General features: G+C 27.7%; 21 protein-coding genes. 4 read left to right on the top strand and 17 right to left on the bottom strand.

The window, feature by feature from the left end; all coding sequences use genetic code 11:
- Positions 1 to 1,301: hypothetical protein (locus tag J3E06_RS08285; RefSeq protein WP_259165048.1), on the bottom strand; the 1,301-nt coding region annotated here is incomplete at its 3' end.
- Positions 1,302 to 1,599: 298 nt separating this feature from the next.
- Here J3E06_RS08285 and argC point away from each other — a divergent pair.
- A complete protein-coding gene (gene argC, locus J3E06_RS08290) occupies positions 1,600 to 2,646 on the top strand; it encodes an N-acetyl-gamma-glutamyl-phosphate reductase (protein WP_013180897.1) in 1,047 nt (348 codons plus the stop codon).
- Positions 2,647 to 2,751: 105 nt separating this feature from the next.
- Here argC and cofC read toward each other — a convergent pair whose 3' ends face one another.
- The 6 genes from cofC to J3E06_RS08320 form a co-directional block, all read right to left on the bottom strand.
- Positions 2,752 to 3,522 (bottom strand): 2-phospho-L-lactate guanylyltransferase, encoded by a 771-nt coding sequence (gene cofC, locus J3E06_RS08295; RefSeq protein ID WP_013180896.1) that lies wholly within the window; start codon positions 3,520 to 3,522, stop codon positions 2,752 to 2,754.
- Positions 3,523 to 3,742: 220 nt separating this feature from the next.
- Complete coding sequence (locus J3E06_RS08300) at positions 3,743 to 4,360, bottom strand: MBL fold metallo-hydrolase (RefSeq protein ID WP_013180895.1); 618 nt, start codon at positions 4,358 to 4,360, stop codon at positions 3,743 to 3,745.
- 4 nt (positions 4,361 to 4,364) lie between these two features.
- Positions 4,365 to 5,192, bottom strand: a complete 828-nt coding sequence (locus J3E06_RS08305; RefSeq protein WP_013180894.1) for a biotin--[acetyl-CoA-carboxylase] ligase — start codon at positions 5,190 to 5,192, stop codon at positions 4,365 to 4,367.
- Positions 5,193 to 5,254: 62 nt separating this feature from the next.
- Positions 5,255 to 5,650, bottom strand: a complete 396-nt coding sequence (locus J3E06_RS08310; RefSeq protein ID WP_013180893.1) for an OB-fold nucleic acid binding domain-containing protein — start codon at positions 5,648 to 5,650, stop codon at positions 5,255 to 5,257.
- Positions 5,651 to 5,768: 118 nt separating this feature from the next.
- Positions 5,769 to 6,074, bottom strand: coding sequence for a hypothetical protein (locus tag J3E06_RS08315; protein WP_013180892.1), 306 nt, complete (start codon positions 6,072 to 6,074; stop codon positions 5,769 to 5,771).
- Between the two features lie 4 nt (positions 6,075 to 6,078).
- Positions 6,079 to 7,188 (bottom strand): hypothetical protein, encoded by a 1,110-nt coding sequence (locus J3E06_RS08320; protein ID WP_013180891.1) that lies wholly within the window; start codon positions 7,186 to 7,188, stop codon positions 6,079 to 6,081.
- Between the two features lie 498 nt (positions 7,189 to 7,686).
- Between J3E06_RS08320 and purT the strand changes: the two genes are divergently transcribed.
- Positions 7,687 to 8,856 carry a formate-dependent phosphoribosylglycinamide formyltransferase gene (purT, locus tag J3E06_RS08325; protein ID WP_048187251.1) on the top strand — a complete coding sequence of 390 codons (1,170 nt, stop codon included), beginning with the start codon at positions 7,687 to 7,689 and terminating at the stop codon, positions 8,854 to 8,856.
- Positions 8,857 to 8,922: 66 nt separating this feature from the next.
- Here purT and J3E06_RS08330 read toward each other — a convergent pair whose 3' ends face one another.
- Entirely contained in the window at positions 8,923 to 9,216 is a 294-nt protein-coding gene (locus J3E06_RS08330; protein ID WP_013180889.1) for a hypothetical protein, read from the bottom strand.
- A 297-nt stretch (positions 9,217 to 9,513) separates the two neighbouring features.
- On the opposite strand from J3E06_RS08330, the gene aspS reads away from it, so the two are divergent.
- A complete protein-coding gene (aspS, locus tag J3E06_RS08335) occupies positions 9,514 to 10,830 on the top strand; it encodes an aspartate--tRNA(Asn) ligase (RefSeq protein WP_013180887.1) in 1,317 nt (438 codons plus the stop codon).
- A gap of 170 nt (positions 10,831 to 11,000) precedes the next feature.
- On the opposite strand, the gene J3E06_RS08340 is transcribed toward aspS, so the two are convergent.
- Together J3E06_RS08340 and J3E06_RS08345 are read right to left on the bottom strand one after the other, a co-directional pair.
- Positions 11,001 to 11,756, bottom strand: coding sequence for a proteasome assembly chaperone family protein (locus J3E06_RS08340; RefSeq protein WP_013180886.1), 756 nt, complete (start codon positions 11,754 to 11,756; stop codon positions 11,001 to 11,003).
- A 140-nt stretch (positions 11,757 to 11,896) separates the two neighbouring features.
- A complete protein-coding gene (locus tag J3E06_RS08345; RefSeq protein ID WP_418904723.1) occupies positions 11,897 to 12,667 on the bottom strand; it encodes a serine/threonine protein kinase in 771 nt (256 codons plus the stop codon).
- 226 nt (positions 12,668 to 12,893) lie between these two features.
- Here J3E06_RS08345 and albA point away from each other — a divergent pair, with 226 nt between their 5' ends.
- Positions 12,894 to 13,175 (top strand): DNA-binding protein Alba, encoded by a 282-nt coding sequence (albA, locus tag J3E06_RS08350; RefSeq protein WP_048187248.1) that lies wholly within the window; start codon positions 12,894 to 12,896, stop codon positions 13,173 to 13,175.
- Between the two features lie 98 nt (positions 13,176 to 13,273).
- Here the strand turns inward: albA and hisS are convergent, their stop codons facing one another.
- The 7 genes from hisS to J3E06_RS08385 form a co-directional block, all read right to left on the bottom strand.
- Positions 13,274 to 14,527 carry a histidine--tRNA ligase gene (hisS, locus tag J3E06_RS08355; protein WP_013180883.1) on the bottom strand — a complete coding sequence of 418 codons (1,254 nt, stop codon included), beginning with the start codon at positions 14,525 to 14,527 and terminating at the stop codon, positions 13,274 to 13,276.
- A 294-nt stretch (positions 14,528 to 14,821) separates the two neighbouring features.
- The gene (locus J3E06_RS08360) at positions 14,822 to 15,112 is read right to left on the bottom strand and encodes a metal-sulfur cluster assembly factor (RefSeq protein WP_013180882.1); all 291 of its coding nucleotides are present in this window, start codon (positions 15,110 to 15,112) and stop codon (positions 14,822 to 14,824) included.
- Positions 15,113 to 15,470: 358 nt separating this feature from the next.
- Positions 15,471 to 16,148: a hypothetical protein gene (locus J3E06_RS08365; protein ID WP_013180881.1), complete on the bottom strand. Its 678-nt coding sequence runs from the start codon at positions 16,146 to 16,148 to the stop codon at positions 15,471 to 15,473.
- 408 nt (positions 16,149 to 16,556) lie between these two features.
- Positions 16,557 to 17,459 carry a formylmethanofuran--tetrahydromethanopterin N-formyltransferase gene (gene fhcD, locus J3E06_RS08370; protein ID WP_013180880.1) on the bottom strand — a complete coding sequence of 301 codons (903 nt, stop codon included), beginning with the start codon at positions 17,457 to 17,459 and terminating at the stop codon, positions 16,557 to 16,559.
- Between the two features lie 151 nt (positions 17,460 to 17,610).
- Entirely contained in the window at positions 17,611 to 19,542 is a 1,932-nt protein-coding gene (locus tag J3E06_RS08375; RefSeq protein WP_013180879.1) for a hypothetical protein, read from the bottom strand.
- A 237-nt stretch (positions 19,543 to 19,779) separates the two neighbouring features.
- Complete coding sequence (locus J3E06_RS08380) at positions 19,780 to 21,534, bottom strand: DEAD/DEAH box helicase (RefSeq protein ID WP_013180878.1); 1,755 nt, start codon at positions 21,532 to 21,534, stop codon at positions 19,780 to 19,782.
- Positions 21,535 to 22,269: 735 nt separating this feature from the next.
- Entirely contained in the window at positions 22,270 to 22,719 is a 450-nt protein-coding gene (locus tag J3E06_RS08385; RefSeq protein WP_013180877.1) for an OsmC family protein, read from the bottom strand.
- Positions 22,720 to 23,387 lie beyond the last annotated feature (668 nt).

Genomic DNA, 23,387 nt, shown 5'->3' on the forward strand with positions numbered 1-23,387 from the left:
CTTAATGTAATTGTTCCGATATCTACGGAAGCATTGTCAGCTGTTAATAATACGTTATAGTCTGCAGCTAAATCTAATGTTTCTGCTGGTATTAAAGTTGCATTTAATTCTCCTTCTGCTCCTTCACCAATGTATATTGATTCAGAGGTAGGTATGTTAAATGAAACTCTTTCATTTACATAAGTGCTATTAACTACGGTTGGAATACCTGAATCATTGTTCGTATAGTTAAATATGGCCATTGAAGTAAATTGTTCAACGCCTGCACTTGACATGTTTAATATAACTCTATAAGTCCCATTAGTTAATGGCGCTGTTTCGAAAGAATTATTAACATTTTCGTTCAAACTGCCATATATATTGGGGATATCTTCACTTATTACATTTATCGTATTATTTTCAGAATCTAAAATAACTAATGATACATCATAGTTCGCATAAATTCCAGTGTTTCTATCTTCAGGTAATGATATACATGATAAATTACCTAAAACAGTACTGGTTGATTCACAACTTGGTACTGAAACATTTATAATAGTATATAATTCTGCATATCCGTTATCGTGCGCTTTAGCACTGTATGAAATAACTCCTGTTTTTTCAAAGGCTAAAGTACTTCCATTTTTAAACTCAACACTATAATTATAATCTCCAGTTGTTAAGTTATCTGCAAGGAAAGTATAGTTTGTATCTTCAACTAAATTTTTGTATACGTCAGGTATTGTGGTTTCCACAATAGTTTTATTAATATCTGAAGCATTCCATATGTAGAAAATTATACTATAATTCATATAAGGGCCGGTTGTACTGTCAGAAGGCAAATCTGTAAAAATTACCGAACCACTTGCGGGGAAATTCTCATAATTTGAATATAACTCCACAGTTAAATTTGTTGTAATGTTCGCATAATTATCATCGCTTGCATTTACTTCTAAAAGTGGCTCTACTGAATTAAGCACTTCCATTGTCACAAAACTATCATTTGATGCTTGTAATTGCAATTGATAACCTTCTGGTGCTAAACCTGGGTCACTTATTGTTTCCAAAGCTGTTAACTCAGACAAATTTTTTGACCAGCTGGAATTTAATCCATCTGCATAATTTAAAATTACCGTATAATTCACATACGGGCTCATATCTGCAGGAAGTCCGGCAAACTGAATGCTAAAATTCCCATCTTGAGAGTAGATACTTGAAGGCTCAAGAGTCATAGTCATACCACTGAAGTCTGGGGCAATAGCCGCAAAACTCGATGGTATAATTAAACCGCCTAAAAGTAAGAGTATTACTATTTTTTTCATAATTAACCTCCAAATTTAATAGTCATACATTAAATTATATTAATTATATGATATATAAATATGAGTGAATAAATCGAAAAGTATAGGTAATAACTTAATTAATAACGTTATACCTTACTAATTGCGACCCAAATATATTTTTAATAATTTAAGGGATAACTAATTAAAAATAAAATTGAAAAATAATAATTTAAAATAACTTATATATTGTGAAGGATAATCTAATAAATAATTAAAATATTTATGATAATATATATTGTTCTAAAATTTACTAAATAAATACGATAATGGTGATATTATGACATCTGTATCCATAATTGGTGGTACGGGATATACGGGTTCCGAATTACTAAGATTATTAGCAAATCATTCAAAAATTGATGAAATTGAACATATTACGTCGAGAAAAGAATCAGGAAATAGTATTTTAAAAATACATCCTCATTTAAAGTCTATGGGATATGACAACCTATGTTTTGAAGATATATCTCTTGATAATATAAACAGCGACGTAGTATTTTGTGCAACACCGCACGGTGCTTCTATGAGCATAGTGCCTCAACTATATGAAAAAGGTATTAAGGTAATTGACTTAAGTGGCGATTATAGATTTGAAGATATTTCCACATATGAAGAATGGTATAATTTAAAACATACTGGGAAATTAAATGCTGCATATGGATTACCCGAATTACACCGAGAAACTATCAAAAAAGCTAATTTAATAGCAAATCCGGGCTGTTTCCCAACAGGTGCTATATTATCCATTGCTCCACTTGTAGAAAAAGGAATTATTGAAGAACGTGTGATTTTTGATTCAAAAACTGGAGTAAGCGGTGCAGGTGTAGAAGCAAGTCAAACTACGCACTACCCGAATGTTAACGAAAATTTAAAGCCCTATAAATTAACAAATCATAGGCACACACCCGAAATAGAAAAAGAATTAAATAAATTAGTGGAAAACTCAAAAAATAATATGAAAGTATCATTTACGCCCCATTTAGCACCATTTACAAGAGGTATTTTAACTACTGCGCACACCTACTTAAAAGAAGAATATCTGTCCATTGCAAAAGATGAAATAGTTGAAATATATGAGAAATTCTATAAAAATGAACATTTTGTTAGAATTTACGATAATGATATGGTTTCACTAACTGGCGTTAGAGGTAGCAATTTCTGCGATATTGCAGGCTTTGAAGTAGATAGAAACGGTAGATTAATAGTAATTTCAGCCATTGACAACCTAGTAAAAGGTGCGAGTGGTCAAGCAATCCAAAATATGAATATAATTATGGGTTTCGATGAAAAAGAAGGAATTAATTACTGCGGATTAAAACCTTAAAACATTAATTCAAAATATAAAAAAAATGAATATAAAAAAAATGAATAGATGAATGAATAGCTGACTGTAGATGATATATTAAATTAAATTACTTTTTTAATTTTTTTAATTTTTAACAGTTTTTTGTAATTTTGAATCGATTACAATTATATCCTTATTTTCAGTTAAAGTAGTGTTTACTCTTTTAACGTCAAATCTACCTGCAGAGGAATGCTTGGAATCAACAATTATACCGATTTTCTTTAAATATTCGTAAGTAAGCGTATTTTTACCGTGTATGTAGATTTCACCAAGGTCTTCTACAGTATTTACATCGATAGACATATAAAATGAAGGAACTACTGAAACCGTTAATCCTTTTGATTTAGCTTCTTCGAGATGTTTTACATAACTAAAACCTTCAAATCTTGGAGACATACACGTTTTAGGACTCAGGAATAGCAGATTAGTACCGCCACCTCTTGATGGGCATATGATAACTGAATTTGAAGATTTAATATGACTATTTTCATTAATAGATGGATTATTAAAATCCAATATATCTTTTAGATTTTCATTTTTTATCAATGGAATATCTGCTGGGGCAATTAAAACAGAATCTTCACTTACAAAATCTATTGCATAATCTATTGCATCATTTAAGTTAGCTATTTCAGAGGGTTCTTTTATTGGAATTATACCATATTCAAAAAATTCAGATAATAATTCTTCATCTTTGCTTATTATATAGCAAGAATCGCATAAAGGATTTACTTTTTCGTAAGTGTCCATAATCATAGTTTTTATAAGATTTATTCGTTCTTCAGGGGTTAAAAATTCTTTCAATCTTGTTTTAACACTTGAAAGTGGGGATACAGGTATTATTGCTGCAATCATAATATCACAAAAAGTACTTAGTACCACAGTTAAAGTTAAATTAAATATTTTTTTGGAATTATTTTAATTACATAAATATTATTTTTAAACTATAAATATCTATTTAACAACTTTATTTAAAATTATAGGATATTCGAAAAACATTTAAAAAGCAAAAAAAAGAAAATAATCATTTAAATAATCATTTACAATACGAATATGATAAATTAATAATTCAATTTTAAATAAACATTGTTGCGTTTGCAAAAGCACTTAAATCGCCACTTTCACCGTGTCCAGGTAAAATTTTAACTATTTTTTTGGAATAAGCAATTCTTTCTAAATTATTTATTGAATCTCTCAATTCAACGATGTTTCCAGTTGGTAAGTCGTGTCTTCCAACTCCATAAGCAAACAATGTATCACCAGTTAATAAATTATCTTCATATATTAAACTTAATCCCCCCTCAGTATGTCCCGGAGTTTCGATAAATTCAATGTTTGCTTCCTTTAATTCATCTTCTAATTCATTTATAATTAGTATATTTTTTGGAGGTATCATTTCAACGCCAAATAACCTACTAACCGTAGTAGTATCTCCATTCTTTAAATGGGGTAAGTCTTTCGCACTTATTAAAACTGGAACATTATAAGCATCTTCAAATAAGTAATCACTACCGGCATGGTCATAATGACAATGTGTATTGATAATATAATCTATTTTTGAGGTATATTGTGATATTTCCTGCCTTAATGTTTCAAAATTACTTGGAGTACCGGGGTCTACAAGAATAACTAACTTATCAACAATTAAATAACTATTGCTATCATAACCAAGTCCATTTAACTTTATAATCATCAAATCACCTTAAATGAATACAGTCTCCCACTTCTATCAATATAACGCCCAGCTCTGAATTTGTATCCAAATACAAGCCATTATAATCGATATTTATAACTTTTCCAGTTATTTCTTTATCATTTAGTATTATTTTTACATCTTTATTTAATGTTTCTGAATTATTATTATACACTTCAAGTAATTCACTTGAATTCATATTTAAATAATTATTAAAATTTGACAATAATCTTGAAAGGAATAAATCTTTATTTATTAAATTATTATTCATATTATTCTCATCATTATTGTATTTTTTAGTATTAAACAATTGATTTAATGAAATTGCGTTATATACACTTTTATTATTCTTATTATTCTTATTATTAGTATTATTATTTGCATTATTCTTATTATTAAGTTTATTAACTTTGTATATGGAATTATTTAAATTTACACCAATTCCAATTACAATGTAATTTTCGTTAAAATTTAATTCCGACAGTATACCACAAATCTTATGATTATTAACCAATATATCATTTGGCCATTTTATAGAATATTTTAAATCATTAAAATCGTTTATATTAGTTGAAAATTCTTTTAAAGTAGTTAATACGCTTAATGAAGCCACAAAATTAGAATGTTCAAGTTTTTCAAAATTTGAAATGTCCAATACGATGGATAAATACAAGCCACCTTCTTCAGATACCCAAACTCTATTTAATCTACCTTTACCATTTGTTTGAGTATTTGCTAAGACTAAAAAATTTTTATGACCTTTCTTTGCCAAATCGTGTGCTAAAATGTTGGTAGATTCTACATTATCAAATTTAAAAACTTCAAATTTCAAAATATCACATATTTATTAAGTTTATATATTTATACTGCATATCTTAAATATATTGAAAAATATTAAAAATTCTCAATGGTATTTAATATTAAATTGTCAATATTTACTTTTTTTATAATTTCCGGTGAAATATATAGCTCATTTTTTTGGTCCTTCTTAATTTTACCGACAATTAATACAATGTCATCTTTTTCAAATTCGTTCATTATTTTAGACATTCCTTTAAATCCCACAACCCGAATCTCCCCGGTTAAATCATCTACGGTATATGCAGAAAATTCCTTAACTAAATTAGCGTACTTTGAAGAAATAATACCGTAAAGGACTACTCTTGTAATTTTACCATATTTTTCACTGTCTACATAGTTAGACTCCCATTGTCCAGAAGTTTCTACGTAATTACCGTTTGTAATCTCAGCAATTGGCAATCTTATACCTACTGACCTTGTTAGTGCCATTAAACCACCAGAATAATTATTATAACCATTATATTTATTATAACTATTATATTTATTATATTTATTATATTTATTATAAAATATTTTCAAATTTAACCATAATTTTTCAATTGTAATTTTAATATTTGCATATATTCGATACGTATTTTTCAATAATTTGAGCGTTTTTCCCAATTTCGTCGCTTATCTTAGCCACTTTGTTAGAATATATTACATTTCCTCGGGGTGTTAACTTGAGTATTCCCAAAATCATTAGCGTGTCATCTTTTTCATAATGTCCATCTACCTTGGATACAACAATTTCACCAGTCTCATCATACAGCTTTAATTTTTTCCCCTTGTAATCTACAAGCTTTACATTACCAATTAATGCCACAGTACTATCTATATCGCTTAACTCACATATTTTCTGTAATTTATACATTTTTTCACTTTTCCAAATTTAAATGCCTTTTTATTTCATCTATTGGTTTTGATTCATACCATAATTTTGATTGGAATATTGTTTCATCGAAATAATCATTATGTTTAGCATAACCAGAAACTACAATATCTAAACCCATTAATTTTTTATTTAGAACTTCCATGATATTTTCATCGTCAATTACCATCTTTTTAAGTTCCTTAAAATCGACAATATTGTTTTCATCGTTTAAAGTTATCCGCATAGTCCCAGTACCATCATCTAAAGTTATGTTAACCAAAAATACCCATTTTAAATCTTCTGATTCTTCATCTATTTTTTTACCACACTTACAAACTGCATATCCCTTTTTTAATACCATTTTCTTTTTACAATCTTCACAAAGTGGGAAATATGGCTCTTTAGTATGTAAGGCTACAATTAAACCCCTTAATTCAGTATTGTCCCCTTCATTCAATTCTGCAATCGTTTTTCGAGATGATGAGGAAGAACTACCATTCGATAAAAGTTCTGGCAAACTTGGTAAATTACTTTTTATTTTAAGCAAATTTCCAGAGCTTGTTATTTTTAAGTGTATTCTATTATTATATAATTTAGGAGCTTCTGCATCCTTTATTAATACCGAATCGCCCACAATTATGTCTTTTAGTAAAGTACGTTGGTCGCCCCAAAGAGATAATAACCCTTTACGAGTACCATCATTTACTACAACATTTATCACTTTTGTTCCCCGAACCTCTGATTCTTCGAATATTCGTTCTATTCGGACGATGGTATTTATTTCTATCATTTTTTCCAAAATATCGCCGAGTTTTATAACATCACACTCTGAAACATCGAAATTCTTGTTAAAATCAGAAATATCTAAGTCATTGCTATGATTATTTTTATTATTATTATTATTATTATTATCAATGTTGTTATTATTATCATCATCAATGTTGTTATTATTATTATTATTATTATTATTATTGTTAGTAGCTTCCACATTATCTTTAGTATTATGAATATTATTATTTTTGGCGCTTGATGAATCGATTAAATCTTCCTGTTTTTTCCCGATACTTTCCGATTTTAATAACTCATCCAAATTTTTGCCAATACCGTTTGACATCTTATTCACCGAGGGGATTTTAATTATAAATAATAGCTATTATTTTTTAAATTATTTAGATTATTTCCAGAAATAAATATTAATTATTGTATTAATCATTAAAGATTAGATTATAATGAATTACCCATAAGTACATTCAAACTTAATTAATATCATACATATGATATATTGTAATTTTAATTATTTTTATGTATTTTTATTTAATTTTAAATAAAATATTAACAATATCGATAAATTACGTTATTTTTTACCATTATTTTTTATTTTTAGATAGATTTTATACACTTATTTATTTTATATATTATTTATATATTAGCATATGTTAAAATAAAATTATCGAAATTAATGAATATTCTAATTACAAAAATGATAAAAACATAAACATAAAAACATAAATATTTACATATTATAGTATAGAATATAAACACATATCCAATATTCGCATAATTTGTAATTAAAAAAAATCCAAAATCTTGGTAAATGTTGTGTGGTGAAATTATGATAGGTAGCCCATTATCTTCAAATCCTAAAAAATTATTACTTTTAGGAAGTGGAGAATTAGGTAAAGAAGTTATTATTGAAGCTCAAAGATTCGGTATTGAGTGTATCGCAGTTGATAGCTATCAAAACGCTCCTGCAATGCAAGTTGCACATAAAAACTATGTAATTGACATGAAAGATTTCGATGGCTTAGTTGAAATAATAGAACGGGAAAAACCAGATTACATAGTACCTGAAATAGAAGCAATAAACACAGATGCACTTGTTGAAATGGAAAATAAAGGCTTTAATATAATACCTACTGCAAAAGCCACCAAATTAACTATGGATAGGGAAGGAATAAGAAGACTTGCATCTGAAGATTTAGGACTAAAAACTGCAAAATACGAGTTTGCAGAAAGTTATGACGAACTAAAAGACGCTGTTAAACAGATTGGAATTCCTTGTGTTGTAAAACCTATTATGTCATCGTCAGGAAAAGGACAATCAACAATAAAATCAGAAACCGATATCGAGAAAGCTTGGAAAATTGCTCATGAGTCAGCAAGAGGATTAGGTAGTAAAGTAATTGTTGAAGAATTTATAAAATTTGATTACGAGATAACTCTTTTAACAGCCCGAACTGCCTTTGGAACAAAATTCTGCGAGCCTATTGGTCATGTTCAGATTGATGGAGACTACCACGAAAGCTGGCAACCTCATACAATGTCTGAAATAGCCAAAAAAGATGCTGAAGATATGGCTAAAAAAATAACTGATGAATTAGGCGGATATGGTATTTTTGGCGTAGAGATGTTCGTAAGAGGAGATGAAGTTATATTTAGTGAAGTTTCACCTCGACCTCACGATACTGGTATGATTACAATGGTTAGTCAAAATATAAGTGAATTTGAAATTCATATTCGTTCAATTTTGGGTTTACCCGTTAGTATTGAGCTTTTAAAGCCCGGTGCAAGCCACGTTATAAAATCAGAGATTAAAAAATACGCTCCTGTATATGAAGGGGTTGAAAAAGCACTCGAAGAACCAGGTTGTAAAATAAGATTGTTTGGAAAACCACTTGCTAAAATAGGCAGGAGAATGGGAGTAGCACTAATTACAGCAGAAAATACTGATTTAGCAAGAGAAAAAGCTGAAAAATGTGCCCATAAGGTAATTATAAAATAATAAAACACTAATTAAAAATAAAATAAAAATAAAATAAAATAAAATAAAATTCTTTTTTTAAATATTTTAATTGAAATCTCGTCTGAATATTCTTCTAAGTCTACTACCCCGACCGTGTTCATCATCTGGTTGGTCAAAAAACCTATAAAAGTTATCATCATGAATTTCAGGTTTTAAATCTAGATTAAAGTAATTATCCATAGCATATATGTAATTAAAGTATACTGTAGTAATTAAATTTTTTTCGATAGTCATATTTGACGGTGCTTCTTCAAAAGCCTCTGCAATGCCAGTGTCCCATCCTAAAAATGTCATCAATATGCACAATGACATTAATGTTGCAAAAATATTGATATACATAATTGTCCCAATAGCAGTTTAAATCAAAATATAATTATTTTTCGCAGTTATTTGATTCTTTTCATTATCTATATTATCTATATTATTTTTATTTATTTTATATCCATTTGTTATAAGATTACCATTACAATTATATAAATTTAACATTATATTATAGGTGTTTAACAAATTATTTAAATAATAATATACTACATAATTTAAAACCAAAATCATTATGTTATTATTATAATATAATTTATGGATTTAATAAAGTGAATAATTACGATAAAAATCGATAATTATCAATAAGGTGAAAATATGTATTCAATTCAAGATTGGAGGAGAACCCACTACTCAAAAGAAGTTGTTGCGGAAATGAACGAGCAAGAAGTTGTTTTAATGGGCTGGGTACACTCAATTAGAGCTTTAGGAAAATTAGCTTTCGTCATTTTAAGAGATAGAGAAGGTACAATACAACTTGTAGTACCTAAACAAAAAGTATCAGAAGAAACTTTCGAAATTGCTAAAAAATTAGGAAAAGAAGACGTTGTTGCAGTTAAAGGTAAAGTTGTAGCGAGTGAAAAGGCGCCAAACGGTTTTGAAATTATACCTATAGAGATTAGAGTATTAACAAAATCAAACGCACCATTACCATTAGACCCTGCTGAAAAAGTACCTGCGGATATCGATACAAGATTAGACCACAGATTTTTAGATATCAGAAGACCTAAAATACAAGCTTTATTTAAAATTAGGGCTGAAATGTTAAAATCAGTTAGAAACACGTTTAACGATAATGGATTTATCGAAGTAAATACCCCTAAACTTGTAGCAAGTGCTACAGAAGGTGGAACAGAATTATTCCCTATTTCATACTTTGAAAAAGAAGCATTTTTAGGACAAAGTCCTCAATTGTATAAACAGATGATGATGGCGGGCGGATTTGACAGAGTATTTGAAATTGCTCAAATATTTAGGGCTGAAGAACACAACACAAGAAGACACCTAAACGAAGCAGTTTCTATCGATATGGAAATGTCATTCTCTGATGAATACGATGCAATGGACATACTTGAAAAAGTAGTTTACAACAGCTACAAAGATATTGCAGAAAATAGAGCTGACGAAATCGAAACACTCGGAATTAACTTTGAAGTTCCGGACAAAAAATTCACAAAATTAACATACTCTGAAGCAGTTGATATTGCAAATGGCAAAGGTGTAGAATTAGAATGGGGAGAAGACTTATCAAGAGCTGCTGAAAAAGCTGTTGGTGATGAAATGGGCGGTCTTTACTTTATTACAGAATGGCCAACCATTACAAGACCATTCTATACAATGCCATACGAAAAAGACAATAAAATCTGTAAAGCTTTCGATTTAATGTACAAAGAGTTAGAAATTACTTCCGGTGCTCAAAGGGTTCACAAATATGATTTATTAGTGGAAAACATTAGTAAAATGGGAATGAATCCAGAAGGCTTCGGTACATACTTAGAAGCATTTGAATACGGTATGCCACCACACGCAGGATTTGGATTGGGTGCAGACAGATTTGCAATGATTTTGGGGCAAGAAGAGAACATTAGAGAATGTGTATTATTCCCAAGAGACAGGCAAAGGTTAACACCTTAATTTTTAATTATATTTCCTATTCTTATTATTTTTACTATTTTACGAGTTTTGATTTTATAAAAATAAACTATTCTTTGAAAAATAAAAAAATAAAAAAATAAAATAACTAAATCTAAAAAAATAATTAAAAATTTAAAAATTTAAATATTTAAAATCATAAACGTTATAAATTATCCAAAATAACTTAAATCATCATTATCTTCAGGCATTTCAGCTTCTTCCTGAGTAAGTTGTACTTTTTCGAGTAATTTTTCAACTTCAGCAGCTCTTTGCTCTAATTTAGTGAAATCCATTTCAAAGTTTAAAGCCTTGGATAAAACGTTTAAAACGTTGGTTGCAGCTTTTGGGTCTACAACATAACCTATTGTTTCAGCCATTAAACAAGTTGCTTCAATGTCATTTAATTTAGAAAACATTAGCATTAAACCAGCGGCTCCTAAAATGCTACCATTATCTTCCCTAAATTCTACACCATACTCTTTATGCTGTTCTGCAATTTCTGAAGAGGTAGATGCTACGTAAACTTTTAAATCTTGGTTTGGAATTTGACCAACCCCTAAACCGCCTAAAGTATATGTTTTTGTAGCCCCATATTCGATTCCTAATTCTATAAGCCTTTTAGAAACTTCGTATTGTCCGGCCGGCGATAAAGATTGTGTATTACCGGAAATTACAATCATTGGAATCGGTTCTTTGATTAAATAAATTTCATTGTTCATAAATTCAACAGAACCATCGGAATTAACGTTTACTTGAGGGGGAAAGTCATTACAGTAAATTTCCATTACTTTTTCACCGTTAAACTCAGATATCAAATGTTCTGCCGCAATTCTACCCACATGTCCAATTCCAGGTAATCCTTCAATCAATATTGCATCTTTTAAAGGTTCATATTCCTTAATTTTTTTCTCAAACAAGTTTATCATTTTATCCCACTTTTTAATGAATAATGTATATAATGAATAAAATATTTCTGCATAAATACTGTTTAAATTATAAAATAAAAACAATAAAATAAATAAAATATATCCTTATTAAAATAATTAAGACATTATATGATTAAATACTAAACTTTAAATAATTTTTTATATATTCCTGATAATTTTTGCAAGTCCAATAAATCATTTTCTGAAAGATTTAACTCTTTTGCAATTTTTTTAGAAAGTGGATTGTATCCGAAAAACAAAGACATTGCAGTTGTGAAATTTTTAGCAATCGTTTTGTTGTGTATCTTAGCTTTATCAAAATCTATTATTTTAATTTTATCAGATACAATTATGTGTTTACCGCCCTGTATTTCAGTATGGTCTATGCCCATTAAATCCAGCTTTAAACATTGTTTAATTGTTTCTTCCACAATAAATAGGATATTATCCTTTTTTAAATCATCAATACAGTCTTTAATCATTTTTCCGTCAATATATTCCATTATCATATATTCTTCTGTAAATTCATAAAGTTTAGGGCCTATCCCTTGTTTATTTATGATACTTAAAACGTGTCCTTCGTGAAATATCGTATTTTTGGGAGCGCCTAATCTTGGTATTTTAATTGCAATTGGTAAATACTGTCTAAAATTGCTATATTTAAAATTTTTATCGACATAATCTTTTGAAACACAGTTTTGACAATATCCTTTGAATACAACACCTCGATGACCCTTACCAATAAATTCAGTTATTATAATACCTTTATTATATAATTTATCGACAATTTGCCAATCTATTAATTTTTCATTGGTAAAATTTATATTTTTTATTCTATTTTTAAGCCCCATATTTACCAAGTTTAAATTAGTTCTTAGTTCTGATTTATCAAAATTATAATCTCTTTCCAATTTAAACTCCCTCATCGATTCTACTTGTAAAATAATTAAATAAATAATAATCAAATAATTTATAATTCTTTAAGATACTACAAATTATCTATGTCTTATATATAGAATGTTTAAGCATAGTATATTTTATAATAAATATATATAATTAATGAATTCATTAATTAATTAATTAATGAATTCACTTATTGTCAATCAATGGGTGTAAACTTTATTTATGGGTGCAAATATGACAAATTCAATATATATAGGTAGCAAGGGCACTATGAACTACGTTAATGCAGTTATGACGTTATTTAACGACCCCTCAGTTAAAGAAGTAATATTAAAAGCCAGGGGTAAAGCAATTATAAAAGCAATTGATGTTGAAGAAGTTTTAAAAAACAGAGTCTTAACGTCGGTTAAAGTACAAAATATTACCTTAGGGACTGAAATTTTAAAAAATAATACCGGAAAAGAGATAAATGTTTCCACAATTGAAATAATACTCATAAATGAAGAAACCGAATAATTTATGAACATTTTGATTTTGAAATAATTTAGTAAAAAATTAAAATAAATTGATTTGTAAATTAAATTACAAATATAAGTATAACTAATTAATAATTATTACAAATAATTTAACAATTCATCAGATTTAACTTGAATTTGTTCGCCTGAAACCATATCTTTTATGGAAACCATACCATTTTCTAAATCCTTTTTACCAATTATAATTACTTTCGTAGCTTTTATATTATTTGCAAAATTTAAAGATTTGTTAAGCTTTCTGTTCATTAAATCAAGTTCTACCATTTTTGAGTTTTCCCTTAATTTTTTTGCAAGTTTAAAACTCTCTTTTGTTAATTCTTTGTCATTTCCTGCCGTGGTAATATAAATAACTTCTTCATTTACTTCCGGTTCTTCGATATTTAACATAATTCTGTCAAAACCGTATGCAAAACCAACTGCTGGCGTAGGCTCTCCTTCAAACAATTCTATTAAATTATCGTATCTACCACCACCACAAACTTGTTTTGCACCTTCTTTAGTCCCATAGATTTCAAATACCATTCCAGTATAGTAATCTAAACCTCGGGCAATTCCAAAGTTTATGATATATTCGTGTTCTACGTATTCTAATATTTCTTTTAAGTTTTCGAGTGCTTCTATAGATTTAGGGAATTTTTGAAGTTTTTCAATTAAAATATCAATTATCTCCTTGTTTCCTTTTAAGTCCAATATTTCAAATACTATATTAGATATTGAAATTCCTTTTTCGGATTCAATTACATTTAAAACTTCTTTTAATCCGTCAATGTCTTCTTTATCAATTAATCTTCTGATTTGAGTACTTTCGTCATCTGAAAGATTAAATTCTTCGAAAACACCCTTTAAAACGCCCAAATGTCCGATATTTATTTCATATTTCATATTTATATGTTTTAATCCTTCAATTGCTAAATTTAAAACTTCAGCATCTGCTGTACATTTATTACTACCGATTAACTCGCAACCCATTTGCCAAAATTCCCTATATCGCCCTGCTTGAGGGTTTTCGTATCTAAAGCAGTTTGTAAGATAATAGAATTTTAAAGGTTTTGGAACGTTTTTAAATTCGTTTATGAAGTATCTTGCAACGGAAGAAGTTAATTCAGGTCTTAAACCCATTTCCCTGTCTCCGTGGTCTTTAAATACAAATAATTGACTTCTTATTTCATCGCCTGTTTTTTTGCATAAGAGGTCAAAACTTTCGAATGTAGGTGTACAAATTTCTTTAATGTTATAATTATCAAAAACTTCCCTTAGTTTTTGTGCTATAAATTTCCTTTTTAACATCTCGGAAGGTAAAAAATCCCTTGTTCCCTTTGGTTTTTGAAACATATTTATCTCTCCAATAATAATTATAAATTATAGTAAATTACTATTAAATTATTGAATAATATTAAAATAAGTAATTATTCTATACTCGTAAATCCTGTTAATATATGGTTATAAATTATTAATAGATAACGGTTAATTAAGTATAAAAAAATAAAATAAATTAAAAAAAGAATTATTTTGTATATGTTTTGTTGTATATCTGTATTTTGTAGTCCATATATTCAATTTATTGATTAACATTGTTTAAATAATATATAAATAAAGTTTAGATACTATATAAATAACGTTTGATAATTATTCAGTTTCTTCATTTAAAATTTTATTGATGTCGTCTTCCATCATATGACCTTTTACAGTAGCTTTTACAGTTTTAACACCTTCAAGTTCTAAAACCGCATTTTTAGCACCTGCAGCCATGTGAATTACACTCATACAGCCTGGATTTGTTGGTGTTAAGGTAAATTCAACGTTTCCTTCATCATCTACGATAACATCTTTTATTAAACCCATATCTACTATGCTTATGCCCATATGTGGGTCTGGAACTACTTTTATAGCATTTAATACATCTTCTTTTGAAACCATACTTTCACCATTTATTTTAAAGACGATACAATAGAGTCCTTTAAAATATGATATATATATACTAATTTGCCATTTTTTTTATTTTTTTATTTTTTTATTATATGACTTAGCATACTAATAAGCTATTATATATAAAATTATAAATAGTTTATCATTTTAATTAATGATAAAATACATCATTTTGCTTAGATTTGATTTAAATAGAATATATACGTACAGTAAATAATTTAAAAGAAATTTAGCAATATTTACATTGAAAAAACGACCATACATACAATATATCATATAATACTAATAAATAACTAAATAATTAAAAATAGAAAAAACTAAGATTTTATAAAATTCATATTATAAATTATTATTTTATATTTAGTCCGTGTTCCTTTAAATGTGTCTTTATAATACTATAGAGATACTCATCTTTTGAAACAATCCCGTGAGGATAAATAAATACTTTATTTTCAATATTAATTCTTGGATGCTCTATTTCTAAATTAACGTCATCTAACAAACATTTTTTTAGATATTGTGTAGTTTTTGTTAAATTCATTAAGGTGGGCTTTTTATATGGCGAGTTATTTTTAGGAAGTCTCCAAACCGTACCATAATATGAAATATAATCAGGATTAACCAAAATAACGGTTTCACCATATATCTCCATTAACAATGTCCAAGAAAAAACTCCTCTGCTAAAACCCAACAATCTACCCAAATAAGATGTTTTTGGGTTTTTATAGGTAACTTTTAATGTACGCCCTATTATTCGAGATAAAGCTTCTTTTGGATGTATGTTTTTAGGATTGGTCGGTAATGAAGTCTTTGGAATTATGTTAGTAGGCATATTTTTTAAGGGTTTTATCATATGTAATGCGTTTAAGGGGTAGAAATAATAATGATTCTTTTTATTTAACATAACGGCTCCTTCCATTAAACCATTAAAATCACATTTTACAATTTTCCCACGATACGTATTAAAAGATTTGTTAAGCGTAAATTCTGCAATTACATCTTTATTGAGCGAATCTTTTGGTTTCAAATTAAAAACCTCCAAGAATATATTAATATCACTTGTCAACTATTATATTTAAAATTACGACAGTAGCAGTATTGGTGTATATTAGTGTAAATAGACTGCGACTTTAAATTAATTTGTTTAATCTATAAATTTTAATTATAACTTATATTAAACTGGATTTATTCTATTTTAAGGGATAAATACTGTTATTACATAAAACAGACTGACAATATTCTACTTAGTATTACTAATTCATACATTATATAAATATTAATGTATTTTTAATATTTAATATTAATTATTGCCATACTTTAAAAATAAAAATATCAATTAAATATATCAAAAAATATATCAAAATTAGTATTAAATCATAACTTAAATTAAAATTAAAAAAAATAAATGAAATATTTTATTAGTATGATGAATTATTTAGAATAATTCTTGGAGTTGAATTTGGTATTTTCCTAATTTACCGCCGTAATTACCAGCTGTAATTTGTTTAACACCAGGGATTTTTGTTGCAGCTGCTATACCTGCTTTCATTGCTGCTTTTACTGCTTCTTCATCTACACCGTCAATAACGATTTCATAAACACCGTTAATTTCCGCCGGGATTGATGATTCTACGCTGTCTTTTAAGGTAGGGCACATTTTTTCATTTGTCGTTGCTGCCATGAAGCTGTATTTAGGGTTTGTGTATCCTACTTTACTTCCTGATGCTACAATACCGCCAGGGAATGGAGTAATTGTTTTTTCTACATTGTAAATTGCGTCAACAGCTACTTCTGCTGCGTTCAATGCTGACATGTTTGAGTCTGCCATAATGAAGAAGTTTCCACCAGCTACTCCTTTTTTAATACCTAATTTACTTTCGATTTTAAAGTCTCCACCCATAATTGGTACTGAGTAAATAACTTTTCCTTCTTCTGTTTTTTCTTTTGTTTCGTATCCATCGCCGAAGAATTTTAATTTAAAACCTACTTTTAATTGCTCTTCTGCGTCTTCACCCATTGCGTCGTAAACTGCTGTTGTTGGTGCAGTTAAAACACATTGCCCTAATCTTTCTAATAATTGGTGTTCTAAGCCTGATTTTTTAGGGTGGCAGATTTCTACGATGTATCCAGGTCTTCCATCTGGTGTTTCTGTAGGTGCTACGTATTTTTCAATACCTGCTTCTGCAGGGCACATAATTACTGAACAAGCGAAACCTGTTGCTTCTGTTGCTGCAACTTTTGCTAATCTTTCGGTTGCCGCAGTTATCAAAATTCTTGATGTCCAAATTGGGAATCCTTCTGCGAAGGTGTTGTCTATTGCTACTCCGTTTAATTCCATACTAACTCCTCCTATACGGTTATAATATCTCAAATTATGATATAACTATTATTAATAAGTTTTTATTTGATTTTATTATTAATGAATATTACGAGAATTTAAATAATATACTTAAATTACATACTTTTAAAATTAAATATTTTAATTTAAATTAATTGGTATCTTTATTTTCATTTTTGTTATTTTCATTTTCTTTATCATTATTTTCTTTATCATTATTTTCATTTATTACATACAAATTCCATTTTTTTAAAACTCCTTTTGGCATTTCTCCAGATTTTACCTTTTTTAAAAGTTCTTCTCTGCCACCTTTTGGTTCTAAGGCTATATCTTCATTTAATTCTATTTCAAAATCTTTTAAAGCTTTTTTCAAATCCTCGTCAATTGGACAAACTTCAAGTTCTTCTTTAACTTTTTGTGCAAGTTCCAACTGAACAGTTGCTTTATCTTTTTCAAGTTTTATAGGCACTATTAATTTATATTTTTCACTATTTACTAAAATAATCGGACTATTTTTATCCATTTTAAATTTATCGGATATACAAGTAGTAATTTCTTTAGAATTAACTATTTCAAAGTCTTTTAATCTAAAATAATCCCCTGCAATTATATCCCCTTTTGGAAGATTCTTTACAATCATATCTAAATTAACTTTAAAATTAGCTCGCAATATTTCCCCTGATATTTTAGGAATTCGTTTTTTATCCAGTAATGTAATTACATCACCAGTATTTATATTATATATTGGATAATCTTCGTCCATTTTGGATATTAAAAGATTTCCATACTCGTATTTAGACCGAGTCAATAATTCCCGATTATTTTTTCGTTCCAACAAGGGAATTGTTAAAGGCATTACATATTGGCGATAATTATCCGCCTTATTTATCGTAGCCGAGAATGGACCTATCTCACTTCCGATATATACGTTTGTTAATCTTTCTTGACCTTTTTTCCAACCCATAAAACTCCTTAATTCGTCCCATTGTCTTTTTATCATATAAGTTGTTCCAGAAATCAGTATCGCATTTTTTAATTTATCCTTTAATAAATTTTGTAATTCTTTAACTGTTTTTTCAGGATTTTGTTCAAATTTGGCCTTATAAGATAAAAATTCATTGTAAAATTCCGTATTATTATCATTAAACTTATTATTGAAGTTATTATTAATTTTATTATTATTTTTAGTACTATCTTGAGTATTACTTTTTAAATTTTCAGAATCCTTATTTTCAATCAAATTTGTTAATTCATTTATATTTAACAATTCTCTTTTAAAGCCTTCTTTTAATTTATTAGGATTATTCCAGTTCAAAATAACGTTATAAGGCACTGCAATAACTGCAATATCTCCCAATGACAATATTTTCAAAATTGTAGACAGATTGTACGCATTTGAATAATAATCAATAAAATAATTTGACTTAGGGTATAAAGCAATTGCTATTCTTTGGGTTAATTCAAAACCATAAAGGCGTGTCAAATAATTACCCCCAATATTAAAAACGCCATCTATATGAAGCCCCGAAGGAATTAAAAATACCATGGCGCCCTTTGTATTTATACTTTCAATATCCTTTTTAGCATATTCGTCCATATAAATATTATTAATGTTATTGTTATTTTTAGCATTATTCTGAATATTATTGTCGAGTGCGGGTTTTGTATACCAATCTAAAAAACTGGAATCATATATCGCTTTAATTCCTGAAACCCAGATATTTTTCATTGAATCGTTCTTAATCTCAAACCATTTTAATTTAGACAAATCTCCGCCCGAAGTCCCTGATGTATGTATTAAAATTGGGTTTTTATCGTTCAAACTTAGATTTTGAAACTGGTCATTGGAAATAGTCTCATTTATTAATATTTCCCCATTTAAAGAAAATTCTTTTGATTCAGTTGTTTTTCCGATATTTTCCATTATTTGATGTTCTTCAATACCTGTATTTTTAAAAATGGCCTCTTCATAATCTTTATTATCATAATAAAGCCAATTTATCCAATTTATACCACCTATACCTTTTAATTTCTTATTAAATATATTTTGAAGTAAATAATTGGTATCGTATTCTATTTTCAAAATAACCCCCTCCGTTATTTTAAATTAGATATATAATTAAAAATATAATAATTTACAATAAATTTACAAATTACAGAATATATGATAAATTTTATAAAAAAAGACATTTATTAACATTGGTATTTGTGAGCAAAATAAAATAATAAAATAATAAAATAAAATAATAAAATAAAATAATAAACTATTTAAAAATATGATAAATTTTATAAAAAAAGTAAAAATAAAAGATATATGTAATTATCTTTTCGCATACTCAATTAATGGTTTTCCGTTTCTTCTTTCTGACCTAAAAGAATCTACAATCTGTTTCGCAGTCTTTTCGTCTGCTGAGATAAATGAGAAATTTCTGTAAACATTTACTTCACTTATGTTGTCTTTTGAAACGTCTGATTTTTCAAGAACTTTTCTGAGCAATCTTCTTGTATCCATATTATCCATTGAACCTAAAGCCACGAATAATCTTGAACCACCGTCGTTATTTCTTCTTCTGTTGTCTCTTCTATCTCTATCGTTTCTATCGTTTCTATCGTTTCTATCCCTATCATTTCTCCTACCGTCTCTTCTATCTCTATCGTTTCTACCGTCTCTTCTACTATCTCTTCCATCATTTCCTTTCCTACTTCCATAGTCGCCTATTCTACCATAGGATTTTCTATTAAGTTCTTCTTTGAATAATTGTGAAATTAATTTATCAATAATTACTTTTGAATCTGCTAATTCAATTAATTCATCCACAATTTCTAAATTCTCAAATTCATAGTTTTCTAAATCTTCGCTATCTTCGGAATTTTCTGTTTGAATTAATTGTTTTAATTTTCCAATTATATTGGTTTTTGTTAATTCAACTATTTCAGTCACGTCTGGTATTTTCTCTTTTTTAGCATCAGATTTTGAGATTTTCATAATGTATTTAAATCTTCTGAATTCTCTTGGTTCTACAAATGTTATTGCAGTACCTTTATTTCCTGCTCTTCCAGTTCTACCAATTCTGTGTACATAAGCTTCAGGATTTTGAGGAATATCGTAGTTTATAACGTGTGTAAGTTCGTTAATATCAATACCTCTTGCCGCAACGTCTGTAGCAATCATTATGTCAATTTTATGACTTTTAAATCTTGAAAGTGCCAATTCTCTTTGCTTTTGGTTCATATCTCCGTGCAAAGCTTCTGAAGAATAATTTTCATCGTTTAATCTTCTCATTAATTGGTCAACATCTGCTTTTGTTTTACAGAATACTAAACCATAGAAACCAGGTTCTTTATCGATTATTCTTCTTAATAATTCAAATTTATCGTGCTCTTTAACTTCATAATAGATTTGTTCTGTTAATTCAGTTGTTAAAGCCTTACTTTTAACTCTTATGGTTTCATATTCGCCCATGTGGAGTTCTACAAGTTCCATAATACTTTTTGGAAGAGTTGCTGAGAAAAGTAATTTTCTACAATCTTCTTTACATTTGCTCATGATTTCTTCAACGTCGTCAATAAATCCTAAATTGAGCATCTCATCAGCTTCGTCAAGTACTAAAAAGTCAATTTCGTTTAATTTAAGAGTTCTTCTACCTAAATGGTCGATTACTCTACCAGGCGTACCAATTACAATGTCAACGCCATTTCTTAACTTGTTAATTTGTTTTTCAATACTTTGACCGCCGTAAACAGTACATAATCTTAATTTATTGCCTTTATTTACGGAATCAATTTCATCGTGAACTTGTAATGCTAATTCTCTTGTAGGTGTTAAAATAATAGCTTTTACAGCTTTTTTATTTTTTCTACCGTTTTCTTCTATTTTTTCTTGTATTTTTTGGATTATTGGTATACCAAATGCAAGTGTTTTTCCAGTTCCTGTTTGTGCTTGTCCAACTACATCCAATTCTGTATCCAATACAATAGGTATAGCTTTTTCTTGTATTTGTGTAGCTTCCGTGAATCCTTTTTCGTCAAGCCTTTCCATTATGCTTTCGGATATGTTTAAATCTCTAAATTCCATGTTTATCCCTTGTTTATTAATAGATTTCTTATCTATTACCTTAGTTAATTTGTTTAATTTGTGTTTAAGAGTTTAATTTTATATTATCATAAGTTAGTATTTTTTTCTCTTAACTCCGATAATTTGATTTTATTGATATAATAAACATAGATAAGAAGCTTGACTTTAGATTGTTAAAAATTAATATAATAATCTGATTAACATCCTAATGCCATTCGCATAATGATTAATAAACGTTTTATATCTCAATAAAATCGTATTTTATGAAAAATTAATTACTTTTAATTTGATTCATAAAAATTAAGCTTAAACATTAATTTTTTAAAGTTTTTTTAAAATTTTAAAAGGTCTAATGTATATGTTAAATTTAAATCATAATATAAAAATTTAAATCTAAGTACATAGACTATGTTTTCTTAATATAAGTAATTTATCAATATTGGATTTTTTAAAAATAATAATAAACCAACATAACAACGTTATATTAAAAATACTAAGTTTTTTATATGTAGTATCACTATAAAAAAGTAGCAGTTGATTTTAACCATTTTTTTGGTTTTGGTGATACTGACTAAGGCACTTCTACCTAAAAGGCGGTCTTCCAGAATAGCCGTAGGGCATTTATGAAGGAAAGATTTTCCAAAGGTAGATATATTCTCCGCCTAATTATAAAAAATACTGTTTTAAAAATTTAAAACTCGTTGCTTAGGTTATTACACTTTAATAATTATTCAGTTAGTTTTTTACACATTTTAACTTATATTCGACCATTGTAGGTGTGGGATTAGTTATATTATCGTGCATAGGGCATCCTTCTTTTACCATTTGTATTATTTCTTCGATTTTTTCTGCTGGCTCGTCAGTATCAAACTCAAGTGAAATGTTTATGTACTCAAAACCTGCTCTTTTGGTGGTTTCCCTTAATTTTAACTTATCGGTGTTAAATTTACCGTGAATTTCCACATAAATTTCTCGAACCTCTAAACCTTTTAAATCAATGTAATACCTGCTTAAAGCATTCAAACAGCCTGCATATGCCATTAATAAGTATTCCATAGGATTTGGAGCTTCACCATTACCACCCAAAGATACTGGTTCGTCAGATATTATTTCATAATGTGGCGTTTTTGCGTGCAATTTTGCACTCGCACTCGTTCCAGATAATTTAATTATTGCTTCACCCATGACATCACCATAAAAATGTTAATTGTATAGTTAATTTAAGATATTATAATTATAAACATAAAAATATTCTGTAAATTATAAAATTTAGGTATTAAAGTTAATATATAATATTTTAATGTTATCAAATGTTTCAAAGAAATAATATAAAATTTATGATATAATTAAACATTTCGTTAATAAACAAAACATAATAATTAGGATTCTATATTTCTATTGGATAACCTTAAAGTATATTCAAAAAGTCAAAAATCTAAAAAAATTAAAAAGAAAATAAAGTGTATCACATATATGATACTACTTTTCTAAATATATCTAACATTTAACGGTATTTTATTTAACATATGGTAGTATTTATGTATCAAAATATATATGGTGTTAATATTCAAATGTATAAACCGATTAACGATTTTACATTAATTATATTACAGTATTTAATTAATATATCCCCATTAATAATTAAGATTCATACAATATATAACTTACGATTTCAAAAATCGTTTGGGAAAATAATTACTTCAAAAATTAACCAATAAGAAACTAAAAGAAATATAGATTAAAAATAACAAATATGCGTAAAATAAAACTATAATCTAAAAATAAAAAATAATGATTTAAAATTAATAATTTTAATTAATTATTCAATTTTAAATCTTTCAGCTGATTTTTCA

Origin of the sequence: Methanococcus voltae (assembly GCF_024807655.1) — an archaeon.
In the GTDB taxonomy this organism is placed as follows: Archaea; AGJL01; Methanococci; order Methanococcales; family Methanococcaceae; genus Methanococcus; species Methanococcus voltae_D.

Coding starts and splice junctions, on each gene's coding strand:
- albA (WP_048187248.1), top strand. CDS start 12,894: ATGACAAATTCAATATATATAGGTAGCAAGGGCACTATGAACTACGTT.
- aspS (WP_013180887.1), top strand. CDS start 9,514: ATGTATTCAATTCAAGATTGGAGGAGAACCCACTACTCAAAAGAAGTT.
- J3E06_RS08310 (WP_013180893.1), bottom strand. CDS start 5,650: ATGGCACTAACAAGGTCAGTAGGTATAAGATTGCCAATTGCTGAGATT.
- J3E06_RS08385 (WP_013180877.1), bottom strand. CDS start 22,719: ATGGGTGAAGCAATAATTAAATTATCTGGAACGAGTGCGAGTGCAAAA.
- J3E06_RS08315 (WP_013180892.1), bottom strand. CDS start 6,074: ATGTATAAATTACAGAAAATATGTGAGTTAAGCGATATAGATAGTACT.
- hisS (WP_013180883.1), bottom strand. CDS start 14,527: ATGTTTCAAAAACCAAAGGGAACAAGGGATTTTTTACCTTCCGAGATG.
- J3E06_RS08300 (WP_013180895.1), bottom strand. CDS start 4,360: ATGATTATAAAGTTAAATGGACTTGGTTATGATAGCAATAGTTATTTA.
- purT (WP_048187251.1), top strand. CDS start 7,687: ATGATAGGTAGCCCATTATCTTCAAATCCTAAAAAATTATTACTTTTA.
- argC (WP_013180897.1), top strand. CDS start 1,600: ATGACATCTGTATCCATAATTGGTGGTACGGGATATACGGGTTCCGAA.
- J3E06_RS08330 (WP_013180889.1), bottom strand. CDS start 9,216: ATGTATATCAATATTTTTGCAACATTAATGTCATTGTGCATATTGATG.
- J3E06_RS08320 (WP_013180891.1), bottom strand. CDS start 7,188: ATGTCAAACGGTATTGGCAAAAATTTGGATGAGTTATTAAAATCGGAA.
- fhcD (WP_013180880.1), bottom strand. CDS start 17,459: ATGGAATTAAACGGAGTAGCAATAGACAACACCTTCGCAGAAGGATTC.
- J3E06_RS08380 (WP_013180878.1), bottom strand. CDS start 21,534: ATGGAATTTAGAGATTTAAACATATCCGAAAGCATAATGGAAAGGCTT.
- J3E06_RS08360 (WP_013180882.1), bottom strand. CDS start 15,112: ATGGTTTCAAAAGAAGATGTATTAAATGCTATAAAAGTAGTTCCAGAC.
- J3E06_RS08340 (WP_013180886.1), bottom strand. CDS start 11,756: ATGATAAACTTGTTTGAGAAAAAAATTAAGGAATATGAACCTTTAAAA.
- cofC (WP_013180896.1), bottom strand. CDS start 3,522: ATGATTGCAGCAATAATACCTGTATCCCCACTTTCAAGTGTTAAAACA.